The organism is Actinophytocola sp., from assembly GCF_035634895.1.
GTDB lineage: Bacteria > Actinomycetota > Actinomycetes > Mycobacteriales > Pseudonocardiaceae > Actinophytocola.
The window spans coordinates 1-12,060 of sequence record NZ_DASQCC010000002.1 but is presented as its reverse complement, the minus strand read 5'-3'; the positions used below and the strand labels follow the sequence as shown (position 1 = coordinate 12,060).

Sequence of the window (12,060 nt, the reverse complement as noted above, 5' to 3'; positions counted from 1 at the left end):
TTCCTGGCGGCACCGCCGCCGGTAATGTCGGAATCATCATGGGGAGCGCGGGACCCCGTCGACCCACGAACAGGAGCAGAACGGGTGTCACAGCAGACCAACTGGGTGCCGACCTCGGTGAACACCGACAAACCGAGCGCCGCGCGGATGTATGACTACCTACTGGGCGGCAGCCACAACTTCGCGGTTGACCGGGAGTTCCTGGAGCAGCGGATTCTGGCGATCCAGCCGGACGCCAAACGCTTCGCGATCATGAACAGGTCGTTCATGCGCCGGGCCGTGTTGTTCATGCTCGACCAGGGCATCCGGCAGTTCCTCGACCTCGGGTCGGGTATTCCGACGGTCGGCAACGTGCACGAGATCGCGCAGGGAGTGGACCCGTCGTCGCGCGTGGTGTACGTCGACAACGAGCACGTCGCGGTCGCACATGGTCAACTCCTGTTGGAAGGCAACAGGAACGCCGTGATCGTGCAGGCGGACATCACGAAGCCCGGCCTGGTGCTGAGGGACAAGGAGACGCAGCGGGTCCTCGACTTCACCAAGCCGATCGGGCTGCTGGCGATCACCATCGGCCACTACATCCTGGACGACCAGGACCCCGACCGGATCTTCCAGGCATACCGCGACGCACTGCCGGCGGGCAGCTACCTGGCGATGACCCACCTGACGAACGACTTCGCGGTGGTGAAGGCCGAGGAGCTGACCGAGGCGATGAAGAGCTCGCAGAACCGGGTGCGGGCACGGAGCCGTGCCGAGGTCTTCGGTCTGTTCGGTGAGTTCGAGCTGGTGACTCCCGGGTTGGTCACCACCTCCCAGTGGCGTCCCGAGATTCCGGACCAGGAAGACCCGGAGCGCGACGGTCTCTACGCCGGGGTCGGCCGGAAGGGTTAGCACGTCGGAACGGCCGGGTTGTCCCGAAGGGTAGTTCGGGACGACCCGGCCGTCGTCGCGCGACCGTCAGGTTCCGGTGGCTGCTTCCACCCTCGACCGTCCGCGGGTGAACTTCATCGCGCCGTCCTCCACCTTGCCGTGGCGTAGGGTCACCACGTCGTGGGCGTAGCTCATGCCCAGCTGCCACGGGCTTCGCGAGCCCGCTCTCGGGAACTCGTCCATCGACCGCAGTACGTAGCCTGCCTGGAAGTCCATCAGCGGGCGTTCCGTCACCGTCGGGTCCTCGTTCGTCGGGACGAACTGGCGGTAGCCTCGCGCGTCCAGGTGTTTCAGCAGCCTGATGGTGTACTCCACCACGAGGTCCGCCTTCAGGGTCCACGACGCGTTCGTGTAACCGATCGTGAAGACGAAGTTCGGTACGCCGCTCAGCATCATTCCCTTGTAGGCCATGGTCTTTCTGAGCTCCACCGGCTTGCCGTCCACGGACAGCTCCATGCCGCCGAACGCCAGCAGCCGCAGTCCTGTCGCCGTCACCACGATGTCGGCGTCCAGTTCGGTGCCGGACTCCAGTGCGATGCCCGTCGGCGTGAACTCCCTGATCCGGTCCGTCACCACCGACGCCCTGCCGTGGCGGATCGCACTGAACAGGTCGCCGTCCGGGACCAGGCACAGTCTCTGGTCCCACGGTTGGTACCTCGGCTTGAAGTGCTCGTCCACCTCGTAGCCCGGTGGCAGCATCTTCACCATCGCCTTGCGGAGCATGGACTTCGCCACCTCCGGGCGGCGGCGGCTCAACTGGTAGAAGAACGTGCCCACCAGGACGTTCTTCCATCTGGTCAGGAAGTACGCCCGCTCCGGGCCCAGGATCCGCCGCAGCGTGTTCGCGATCTTGTCCTCCGCCGGCAGTGCCATGACGTACGACGGTGACCGCTGGAGCATCGTCACGTGTGCCGCCCGGTCGGTCATGGCCGGGACCAGCGTCACCGCCGTGGCGCCGCTGCCGATCACCACCACCTTCTTGTCCGTGTAGTCCAGGTCCTCCGGCCACAGCTGGGGGTGGACCACCGTGCCCTCGAACCGGTCCACGCCGGGGAAGTCCGGTGTGTGGCCCGCGTCGTAGTGGTAGTAGCCGCTGCACATGTACAGCAGCGACGCGGTCGTCGTCACCGTCTCGTCCCCGTGGACCGACTCCACCATCCAGCGACTGTCCTCCGTGGACCACGCCGCCCGCACGACCCGGTGGCCGAAGAGGATGTGCCGGTCGATCCCCGCATCCCTTGCCGTCTCGCGGACGTACTCCAGGATCGACGGACCGTCCGCGATCGCCTTCGACCGGGTCCACGGGCGGAACCGGTAGCCCAGCGTGTGCATGTCCGAGTCCGACCGCACCCCGGGGTACCGGAACAGGTCCCAGGTGCCCCCGATCGTCTCCCGCGCCTCCAGGATCTTGTACGTCCTACCCGGAAACGCCTTCTGCAGCTGGTGTGCCGCGCCTATGCCGGACAGGCCGGCACCGACGATCAGCACATCGACGTGGGTCACACGGTCTCCTTCTGTCGCGCGCGCATGGCGTTCATCACCCGCGCGATGACGTCGTAGTAGTGCGTCGGCGCCATTCTCGCCAGCGCGTCGAACAGGTACGCGTCCGGGCCCACCAGGATCCGCGCCCTCCCCCGTTCCAGTCCTTTGTGGATGATCTCGGCCGCCTTGTCGGGGGTGGTCATCGTCATCGCCTCGAACTGGGCGGCCATCTGGTCCTTCGTGCGGCCCAGGCCCTCCGGGTCCCTGCGGATCCGCGCGTTGCGGGCGATGTTCGTCGTGATGCCGCCCGGGTGCACGGTGACCGCTCGTACGCCCGTGCCCCGCAGCTCCTGCCGCAGCGCGTCGGTGAACCCGCGTACCGCGAACTTCGCGGCACAGTAGGCACTCTGGTACGGGACGCCCGCCAGGCCGTACACACTCGACGTGTTCACGATCGCGCCGGAGTCCTGGTCGGCCAGGATCGGCAGGAACGCCCGGGTTCCGTTGACCACGCCGTGGAAGTTGATGTCCCACAGCCACTGGTCGTCCTCGGGCACCGCGTCCAGCACCGACGACGTGACCGCCACGCCCGCGTTGTTGAACACCGCCGCCAGCGGCGCGGGGAGCCAGTCGCGTACCTCGCCGGCGAAGCGTCGCACGTCGTCGGCGTCGCGGACGTCCAGGACCCGGCTCAGGACGCGGCCGCTGAGCGAGGTCTCGGTCTCCTTCAGGCCTGCCTCGTCCACGTCCGCGATCGCCACCGGCGAGCCGAGGCGGGACAGGCGCCTCGCCAGCCCGCGGCCGATGCCGGACGCGGCGCCGGTGATCATGACGGGACGGCCGGTGATGTCAAGCCGTGGCATCGGTGCTCCTCTGGGTCGCGTGGCTGTCGATCAGGTCCAGCAACCGTGGCCACGCCCCCCGCGGCAGGTCGTGGCCCATGCCCGGGATGGTCTCCAGGCGTGCGCCGTCGATCGCCCGCGCCGTCGCCACGCCGCCCGTCGGGTGGACCATGCGGTCACGGTCGCCGTGGATGACCAGGGTCGGCGCGGTGACCGACGCCAGCAGCCGGGTCCGGTCACCCGAGCGGACGATCGCGCCCAGCTGCCTGGCCACGCCCGCGGACGACGGGTCGCGGTCCCAGCCCTGACCGGCCAGCTCGCGGACCCACGCCTCGTCGAACGGGTACCCGTGCGAGCCGATGTGCCGGAACATCCGCACCGCCCGGTCCTGCGCCGCCTCGCGGGTCCGGCCCGGCCTGCCCGCCATCAGCAGCCAGGTCGACAGCGCCGGCCGGCCGGCGCGGCGGGCGCCCGTGGTCGACATGATCGACGTGAGCGTGCGGACCCGCCCGGGGTGCAGCGCCGCGACCGTCTGCGCGATCATGCCGCCCATCGACGCGCCGACGAGGTGTGCGTCCGCGAGGTCGAGGACGTCGAGCAGCCCGACCGTGTCGGCCGCCATGTCGGTGAGGTCGTACTGCTCCGGCGACCAGCGCCGCCGCAGGATGGCGCCCATGCCCGGTGGCCGGAAACCCAGGTGGGTCGAGCCGCCCTCGTCGCGGTTGTCGAACCGGATCACCCGGTGGCCGCGCTCGGCCAGCCCCTCGCAGAACGGTGTCGGCCAGCTGTGCATCTGCTGGCCGAGGCCGGCGACCAGCACCAGCGCCTCGCCGGTGCCGAACTCCTCGTAGGCGAGGGAGATGCCCCGGCCCACCTCGGCGACCCGCTCGGTCACTGCTGGGCTCCCGTCGCCGCGGCCGTGGCGGACGGCACCGCGCCGGCACCGCGGCGGCGCACCACCGCGATGCCGCCCTTCGCGGGGGCGTTGGCCACGCCGCGGGAGTGCCAGCGCTCGGCCGGCTCGCTCGTCGGCGCCAGGGTGAAGTCCCGCAACATGGTCCGCAGCACCACGTTCATCTCCATCGTGGCGAACGCGGCGCCGATGCAGCGGCGGGTGCCGCCGCCGAACGGGATCCACTGGTACAGGTCCGGCCGCCTGCCCATGAACCGCGACGGGTCGAACGCGCGCGGGTTCGGGAACACCGCCGGGTCGTCGTGGATCAGGTCGATGCTGACCAGCACGTTGGTTCCCTTCGGCACCGTCCACCGGCCCAGCTCGAAGCCGTCCACCCTGATGTTGCGGCCCACCAGGTCGATGACCGAACGGTTGCGCTGCACCTCGGTGATCGTCGCGTCCCGCAGCTCCCGGCCGCCGGCGTCGACCTCCTCGACGAGGCCGGCGAGCACCGTGGGATGCCGGCGCAGCCGCTCGACCGCCCAGGCGAGGGTCGTCGCCGTGGTCTCGTGGCCGGCGGCCAGCAGCGCGAGCAGCTGGTCGGCGATCTCGCCGCGGGTCATCGGCGAGCCGTCCTCGTACCGGCTCTGCAGCATCATCGCGAGGACGTCGTTGCGTTCCTCGATCTCCGGGTCGTTCGCGACCTTGTCGATCAGCTGGTTCACGACCATGTCGTACTCGCGGCGCATCGCACGGAACCTGCCCCACGGCGTCCAGCTCGGGAGCCGCGTCTTCGGCATCGGCAGCAGGACGATCGCCGAGCCGACGGTCACCAGCCGCGGCAGCAGCTCACGCAGCCGCTCGAACTCCGCGCCCTCCGCGCCGAACACCGCGCGCAGGATGGCGTTGAGCGTGATCCGCATGGTCGAGGGCAGCACCGGGAACGGCCGCCCCTCCGGCCACGACGCCAGCTCGCGCTCCGTCTCCTCCTCGACGATCCGCTCCATCGCCGCGAGCCGGCGGCCGTGGAACGGCGGGACGAGCAGCTTGCGCTGCGCGCGGTGTGCCTCCCCCCGCAACGCGAACATCGAGCCGGGGCCGAGGATGCGGCCGAGGTTCGGCTCGACGTTCTCCGCGATGTCCGGAGAGGTCTGGAACAGCTGCCTGATCTCAGCGGGATCGCTGATCACGAGCGCCTGGCCGAAGACCGGCGTCTTCACCAGGAAGGCGTCGCCGTAGCGGGCCCGCAGCCTGCGCATGCCGCGATACGGCGTGAGAATGGAGAAGAGCGCCTGCACCAGCCGAGGACTCGTCGGGCCCGGCGGAAGCGTGGTCATCGTGAACCCCCCTAGATCCGGTACGCCGCCGTACCATGCCACGGTACGCCGATGTACCATCCCGCACAAGTGGAGGTGTACTAGCGTGATGGCAGTGACGACGCAGCTCCAGGAGGCCTTCCGGCGTCGGCTGCTGGACGGGCTCGCCGAGTCCATTGTGGACGTCGGCTACCGGAAGACGACCGTGGCCGACGTCGTCCGCCGTGCCCGCACGTCCCGGCGGACGTTCTACGAGCACTTCGCGAGCAAGGAGGAGTGCTTCGTCGAGCTGCTGCGGGACGCCAACACCGAGATGATCCGGGCCATCAGCGCCGCGGTCGACCCGGCCGAGCCCTGGGCGACGCAGGTGCGGCAGGCGGTCGAGGCGTGGATCGGGTGCACCGAGACGCGGCCGGGGATCGTGGTGAGCTGGATCCGGGACGTGCCGGCGCTCGGCACCTCGGGCCTGGACCTGCAACGCGAGCTGATGGCGGCGTTCGTCCGCATGGTCCAGGAGCTGTCCATGACCCGTGAGTGGCGGCCGATCCGGCCGGACGGGGTGCCCCGGCAGCTGGCGATACTCCTGCTGGGCGGCCTGCGGGAGCTGATCGCGACCACGGTCGAGGAAGGTGGCCGCGCGTCGGACATCACCGAGGTGGCGGTCCAGGGGTCGATCGCACTGCTCGCGCCGCCCGGCCGGTTGCCGTCGTGAGCGACGGCGTGCCTACCCGGTGGGTGTCGTGGCCGACGTCGGCCACGCGATCTCCTTGGCGGACAAGGACTGCCACGTCTCCGGCGACACCTGTCGGGGGCCGCCCTCGTGGACGTCGAGCCGGCCCTCGGCGACGTCCAGGCTGATGGTCGCGAGGCTTTCGCAGCGCGTGTCGGGCGCCGTGCGCTGCCGCGGCGGCAGTTCGGCGACACCGGCCGGGCTCAGCTCCAGGCCGCGGATCTCGTCTCCGGTCACGATGGTGAACACCGACGACGCCGACAGGCGCGCCGAACGGGCGATCTCGGTCGCCTCGTCCACCGTGTACGCCTCGTCGAGGATGCGGCGGGCGACCACGTGGACCGGGACGCCGATGTCCGCGTGGTCGCTGTCGTGGCGCAGGACGCTGAAGTGGACGCCGAGGCCGGCCGAGTTGACGCCGATCTTGCCGACGATGCCGAACTCGGTGAACGTGCAGACCGCGAAGCCCGGCCGGAGGGTGATGGCGCACAGCAGCATCACGTGCCGGAGCGTGTCGTGCCAGTCCCAGGTCTGGATGGTGTGCGGGCCGGTCGCGCCGGCGCCCACGGAGGTCGAGCACTCACCCTCGCCGGTGGCGGCGAGGATCTCGGTGCGGGCGTTCAACGCCCCGAGCTGCCAGGGGTCCAGCCCGGCGCCGACGGCGATGCCGTTGATCTCCCTGGCGAGCTTGGGCGCCCAGGCACGGGTCTCGGCGAGTGCGTGCTCGCCCCACTCGCGGGCCTGCGTGTGGCTGACGCCGTGCGCGGTGAAGAGCGAGGCGTAGGAAGCGTAGGTGCGCTCGATGTCCGGGCGCAGGGAGGCGCCCAGCACCAGGCCGCGCTCGGCCGGCGACCGCTCATGAGAAAAGTGGACGGGAATCATGCCGCGGACCGCTTCTGGGGGTGTGGGGGACGTGCATCATGCCACGCTGGACAGTACTGCGTCCCACGCCGCTTCTGAAGCCGGCGTGTCCATCCCGGACGGTGTGTGGGACCCGGCCGGGCCGGCCGGGTCCCACACGTGGCTCAGAGCAGGGACACGGCCATGGCCAGTCCCGGGTCACGGCCGGCGGACAGGTCGGCGGCGGTGGTCGGGGCGTAGTGGTCCGGCGCGACGCCCACGGTGTCGATGATCTCCTTGTTCGCGGCGAGTTCGTGGGTCTTCGGCAGCAGGAGCCCGCTTCCGTCGTTCAGCGCGTACCGCTCCCCCGGGCCGGACACCGCACCGGCGGTGCGGGTGCCGACGAGCTTGCCCAGCCTGAGGTCCTTGACCGCGCTGGCGAACGAGTCGCAGGCTGACGCGCAACGCCGGTCGGTCAGCGCGACGAACGGCAGGTTCAGCAACGCCACCGAGTCGTCGGTGCGGTTGGGCGTGCACCTGTCGCGCACGTCGCACCAGTAGCTCGTGACCTTGCCGTGCGCCAGCGCGCCGAGCAGCCTGGCGACCGCCGCCGGATCGCCGCCGCCGTTGCCCCGCAGGTCGAGAAGCACGCCACGCAGGTCGGCCTGCGACCGCAGCGCGTCGACCGCCGCGAGCACCTGGTCGGCCAGCTCCGGGTCGAAGCCCGGCAGGGTCACGTATGCGACGTTCCCGTCGACGAGCCTGGACGTCACGGCCGGGCGCGGTCCCGGTGCGCGGGCGGCGGTCGCCGTCACGGTGAACGTCTCGCCGGTGGCCGGCCGGTGCACCGTGAACGTCGTCGTGGCGCCGACGTCTCCCCTGGTCAGCCAGGCCAGCACCCCCTTGTTGAACACGCCGTTGGTGAACAGCGGGACGCCGTTGACCGCGAGCACCTCGTCGCCCAGCCTCAGGCCGGCGGCCGCGGCCGGGCCGTTGGGAGTGATCGCGTTGATGTACGCCGGCTCGGTGGCCACCGGGTCGATGTCGCCGGGACCGACGATCACCGACAGCATCAGCGCGTAGAGGTTCCGCAGGCCACCGTCGAGCCAGCGTGCGTGGTCGTCGCCGAGCGCGGTCACCATGGCCCCGATCGCGGCGCCGGCGACGGCATCGCGCACCTCGTCGTCCGGCAGCGCGTTCGCGACCCGCTGGTAGACCCTGCCGAACGCGGCCCAGTCGGCGTCACGACGGCCGGTGAGCGCCGGCAGCGTGGCGTCGGCCTGGTCGAGACCCCGGCGCTGCAACTCCCGCGTGACCGCCGCGAACGCCGGCACCAGGAGCGTCCGGCTGTCGAGCACCGGCCCGCCGTAGTAGTTGTCGAAGATGCAGTGGTACGCCTGCGCGACCGTGGTGAGCGAGGTCGGCGCCGGCGTGGGCGGCGGCTGGCTCGGGTCCGGTGTGGCACAGGCCGCCGGCCTGCGTGGCGCGGCGGACGTCGCCGCCGCCAACGAGCTCGCCCCCACGCCGACGAGCGACGCCGCCACGGCGAGCACGGCGAGCACCGCTGTTCCCCATCTGTGTCTCATGACGTTCCCCTTGGTATCGCGGATGATCCGGAGCGATTTCTACGGGGACGGCGGTTTCGGCGAGGTATCGCTCGAATGAGACCTCGCCGAAACCGGCCGGCCGCGATACTGGCGCGCGTGCGGGTGCTGGTGGTCGAGGACGACGAGGAGCTGGCGGACACGGTCGCGGCCGGGTTGCGGCGCGCGGGGATGGCGGTCGACGTGGCGCTGGACGGCGGGAGCGGGCTGGAACGCGCGCTGTGCAACGACTACGACGTGATCGTGCTGGATCGCGACCTGCCGGTCCGGCACGGCGACGACGTGTGCGCGGAGCTGACCTCGGCCGGCACCCGTGGCCGGATCCTGATGCTGACCGCGGCGGCCACCACCGAGGACCTGGTCGACGGCCTCGGTCTCGGCGCGGACGACTACCTGCCCAAGCCGTTCGACTTCCGGGCACTGGTGGCGCGGATCGGCGCGCTGGCGCGGCGCGCGCACCCCGCCGTGCCGCCGGTGCTGCGGCACGGTGACCTGCTGGTGGACACGGCGCGGCGGCGGGCCGTGCGGGGGACCCGGGCGCTGGAGCTGGCGCCCAAGGAGTTCGGGGTGCTGGAGCTGCTGCTGGCGGCGTCCGGGCGGGCCGTGTCGGCGGAGGAGCTGCTGGAACGCGTGTGGGACGAGGCGACCGACCCGTTCACCAACGCCGTGAAGATCACGGTGAGCCGGCTGCGGGCCAACCTCGGTGACCCACCGGTGATCGAGACCGTGACCAGGGGCGGGTACCGGATCTGATGCGCTGGACCGTGCGACTGCGGCTCACTCTCCTGCACGGCAGCCTGTTCCTCGTCTGCGGCGTCGCCTTGCTGGTGCTCACCTACACCCTGACGCGGCACAAGGTCGCCGCGGGCACGCCGTTCGTCCCGGTCCCCGACGCGCCCCCGAAGCCCGGGCTCGGCGACCGGCCGGCGAAGCCCGATCCGGTGGTCCAGGAGGTCCAGGAGGTCGTCGCCAAGGCGCTGCACGAGCAGCGGACGGACGTGCTGCACCAGCTGCTCGTGCAGTCGGGGATCGCGCTCGTGGTGATGGCGGTGCTGTCGCTGGCACTGGGCTGGTGGTCGGCCGGCCGCATCCTCCGCAGGCTGCGCACGGTCACCGCCGCGGCGCGGGAGATCTCCGCGACCAACCTGCACCGCCGGCTCGCGCTGCCCGGTCCGAACGACGAGCTGAAGGAGCTGGGCGACACGTTCGACGCGCTGCTCGCCAGGCTGGAGACGTCGTTCCAGGCACAGCGGCGGTTCGTCGCGAACGCGTCGCACGAGCTGCGCACACCGCTCGCCCGGCAGCGCGCGATCGGGCAGGTGGCACTGGCGGATCCCGACGCGGACGTGGCGACACTGCGGGCGGCACACGAGCGGGTGCTCGCGGCGGGCGCACAGCAGGAGCGACTGATCGAGGCGATGCTGACGCTGGCCCGCGGCCACGCCGGCATCGACATCCGCCGGCCGTTCGACCTCGGCGAGGTGGTCCGCGAGGTGCTCGACTCCCGCCAGGAGCCCGTTCGGACGTCGGTCGGGCCGTGTCCCGTGTCGGGTCACCGCGCGCTGGCGGAGCGGCTGGTGGCCAACCTGGTGGACAACGCGTTGCGCCACAACGTCTCTGACGGGTGGGTGTCGGTGTCGTGCGGTGACGGCGTGCTCGTCGTGACGAACACCGGCCCGGTCGTGCCGCCGGGTGAGGTCGAGCGGCTCTGCCAACCGTTCCAACGGCTTGGGCCCGCCAGGACCGGCGAGGGGCTGGGGCTCGGCCTGTCGATCGTGCGTGCCGTCGCGGAGGCGCACGACGCATCGGTGGCGGTCCACGCCCGGCCGGAGGGCGGCCTGGAGACGACCGTGCGGTTCCCGACGGTGAACCCGCTCAGCTCCGGTCGAGGATGATCTCGGCGAGGTCGGCCGGGCGGGTGAGCTGGGGCCAGTGACCGGTGGGCAGGTCGACGTACTCGACGTCGCGGATCCTGCTGAACTCCCGCACCGGCGCCATGTCCGCGGCGATCCACGTACGCAGCATGGCGGTGGTGTACTCGGTCGCGACGGCGGTGACCGGCACGTCGTAGCGTCGCTCGTCGGTCAACCGCTGCGGGCCGCGGATCACCTGTGCCGGCGAGGAGACCGCCCGCGCGCGGAACGCGTCCCGGTCCAGGTCGGCGAGGTCCTCCTCGGTGAAGACCGACCAGCCCGGCAGGGGCACCGCCCCGTTCGCCTCGGGGAACTCGTCGGCGAGCCGCCCGCCGTCGCCGGTCGGGAAGCCGGCGACGTGGATCGCCCGCGCCACCCGGTCCGGACGCGCGTCGACGGCCGCGTGGCAGATCCCGCACCCGGCGGAGTGCCCGACCAGCACGACCTTGTCCGCACAGGAGTCGATCGCCGCGACGACCGCGCCGACGTGGTCGGCCAGGGTGACCGGGCCCGGGTCCTCGCCGGGGGCGAGCCCGGGCAGGGTCAGCGCGTGCGCGCGGTGCCCGGCGGCCTCGAGCGCGGGCACGACCCTCTCCCACGACGAGCCGTCGAGCCACAGGCCCGGCACGAGAACGATGTCCAAGTGATCCTCCACCCGTCGCGGTCGCCCGACCCTACAGTCCGGGACCGACACCGGCGGATCAGACGTCGTTGCCCGCGATGTAGCCGAAGGTCATGGCCGGGCCGATGGTCGAGCCCGCGCCCGCGTAGCTGCGGCCCATGACCGCCGCGCTCGCGTTGCCCGCCGCGTACAGGCCCGGGATGACCGAGCCGTCCGCCCTGAGCACGCGGGCCCGCGCGTCCGTGCGCATGCCACCCTTCGTGCCGAGGTCACCGGGCACGATCTTGAACGCGTAGTACGGCGGCAGCCACAGCGCCGCGAGGCACGAGTTCGGGAACACCCCGGGGTCGGTGTAGTAGTGGTCGTACGCGCTGGCACCCCGCCGGAAGTCGGCGTCGGCGCCGCTCCACGCCAGGCTGTTGAACCGCGTGACCGTCCTGCGCAGTGTGGCCGGCGGTATCCCGATCGCGCCGGCGAGGCCGTCGACCGTGGACGACCTGAACACCGCGCCGGAGGCGTACCAGTCGTTCGGCAGCGGGAGGGTCGGCAGGACGTCCTTGAACAGGTACCGGTTCCGGTAGTTCTGGTCGACGATCAGCCAGGCCGGGATGCACTGGTCGTTCGGGTTCCGGTCGTACATGACATGCACGACGTCGCTGTAGGGCGCGGCCTCGTTGACGAACCGGTCGCCGCCCGTGTCGACGATCAGGCCGCCGGGCAGGGTGCGCTCGGCAAGGCAGAAGTAGGGCTGGTCGGGCAGCGGGATGGCCGGGCCCCACCAGGCGTCGTCCATGAGGTCGAGTGCCGCCCCGGCACGCTGGCCGGCGCGGATGCCGTCGCCGGTGTTCTCCTTGGCGCCGACGGACCAGCCGGTCGGCTGGCGCTG

At 71.5% G+C, this 12,060-nt stretch carries 12 protein-coding genes; 4 read left to right on the top strand and 8 right to left on the bottom strand.

The window, feature by feature from the left end; translation table 11 throughout:
- Positions 1–84 precede the first annotated feature (84 nt).
- Complete coding sequence (locus VET29_RS00515) at positions 85–891, top strand: SAM-dependent methyltransferase (protein WP_324913136.1); 807 nt, start codon at positions 85–87, stop codon at positions 889–891.
- A gap of 66 nt (positions 892–957) precedes the next feature.
- Here the strand turns inward: VET29_RS00515 and VET29_RS00510 are convergent, their stop codons facing one another.
- From VET29_RS00510 to VET29_RS00495, 4 genes are read right to left on the bottom strand one after another with little or no spacing between them, the layout of a single operon-like run.
- On the bottom strand, positions 958–2,433 hold the full coding sequence (locus tag VET29_RS00510) for an NAD(P)/FAD-dependent oxidoreductase (RefSeq protein WP_324913133.1): 1,476 nt from the start codon (positions 2,431–2,433) through the stop codon (positions 958–960).
- Entirely contained in the window at positions 2,430–3,275 is an 846-nt protein-coding gene (locus tag VET29_RS00505; protein ID WP_324913130.1) for an SDR family oxidoreductase, read from the bottom strand. The genes VET29_RS00510 and VET29_RS00505 overlap by 4 nt, the downstream gene beginning before the upstream one ends.
- Positions 3,262–4,149, bottom strand: coding sequence for an alpha/beta hydrolase (locus VET29_RS00500; protein ID WP_324913128.1), 888 nt, complete (start codon positions 4,147–4,149; stop codon positions 3,262–3,264). Before VET29_RS00500 ends, VET29_RS00505 begins: the two co-directional genes overlap by 14 nt.
- On the bottom strand, positions 4,146–5,486 hold the full coding sequence (locus VET29_RS00495) for a cytochrome P450 (protein WP_324913126.1): 1,341 nt from the start codon (positions 5,484–5,486) through the stop codon (positions 4,146–4,148). The genes VET29_RS00500 and VET29_RS00495 overlap by 4 nt, the downstream gene beginning before the upstream one ends.
- Before the next feature lie 88 nt (positions 5,487–5,574).
- Between VET29_RS00495 and VET29_RS00490 the strand changes: the two genes are divergently transcribed.
- Positions 5,575–6,177 (top strand): TetR/AcrR family transcriptional regulator, encoded by a 603-nt coding sequence (locus VET29_RS00490; protein ID WP_414636426.1) that lies wholly within the window; start codon positions 5,575–5,577, stop codon positions 6,175–6,177.
- A gap of 12 nt (positions 6,178–6,189) precedes the next feature.
- Here the strand turns inward: VET29_RS00490 and VET29_RS00485 are convergent, their stop codons facing one another.
- Positions 6,190–7,077, bottom strand: a complete 888-nt coding sequence (locus VET29_RS00485; RefSeq protein ID WP_324913122.1) for a C45 family peptidase — start codon at positions 7,075–7,077, stop codon at positions 6,190–6,192.
- Between the two features lie 143 nt (positions 7,078–7,220).
- Positions 7,221–8,621, bottom strand: a complete 1,401-nt coding sequence (locus VET29_RS00480; RefSeq protein WP_324913118.1) for a S41 family peptidase — start codon at positions 8,619–8,621, stop codon at positions 7,221–7,223.
- A 117-nt stretch (positions 8,622–8,738) separates the two neighbouring features.
- Between VET29_RS00480 and VET29_RS00475 the strand changes: the two genes are divergently transcribed.
- Together VET29_RS00475 and VET29_RS00470 are read left to right on the top strand one after the other, a co-directional pair.
- A complete protein-coding gene (locus VET29_RS00475; RefSeq protein WP_324913186.1) occupies positions 8,739–9,392 on the top strand; it encodes a response regulator transcription factor in 654 nt (217 codons plus the stop codon).
- On the top strand, positions 9,392–10,534 hold the full coding sequence (locus VET29_RS00470) for a sensor histidine kinase (RefSeq protein ID WP_324913114.1): 1,143 nt from the start codon (positions 9,392–9,394) through the stop codon (positions 10,532–10,534). Before VET29_RS00475 ends, VET29_RS00470 begins: the two co-directional genes overlap by 1 nt.
- Here the strand turns inward: VET29_RS00470 and VET29_RS00465 are convergent.
- Both VET29_RS00465 and VET29_RS00460 read right to left on the bottom strand, forming a co-directional pair.
- Positions 10,515–11,195: an alpha/beta fold hydrolase gene (locus VET29_RS00465; RefSeq protein WP_324913110.1), complete on the bottom strand. Its 681-nt coding sequence runs from the start codon at positions 11,193–11,195 to the stop codon at positions 10,515–10,517. The genes VET29_RS00470 and VET29_RS00465 overlap by 20 nt on opposite strands.
- Positions 11,196–11,253: 58 nt before the next feature.
- A partial coding sequence (locus VET29_RS00460; protein WP_324913108.1) for an FAD-binding protein occupies positions 11,254–12,060 on the bottom strand: 807 nt, incomplete at its 5' end.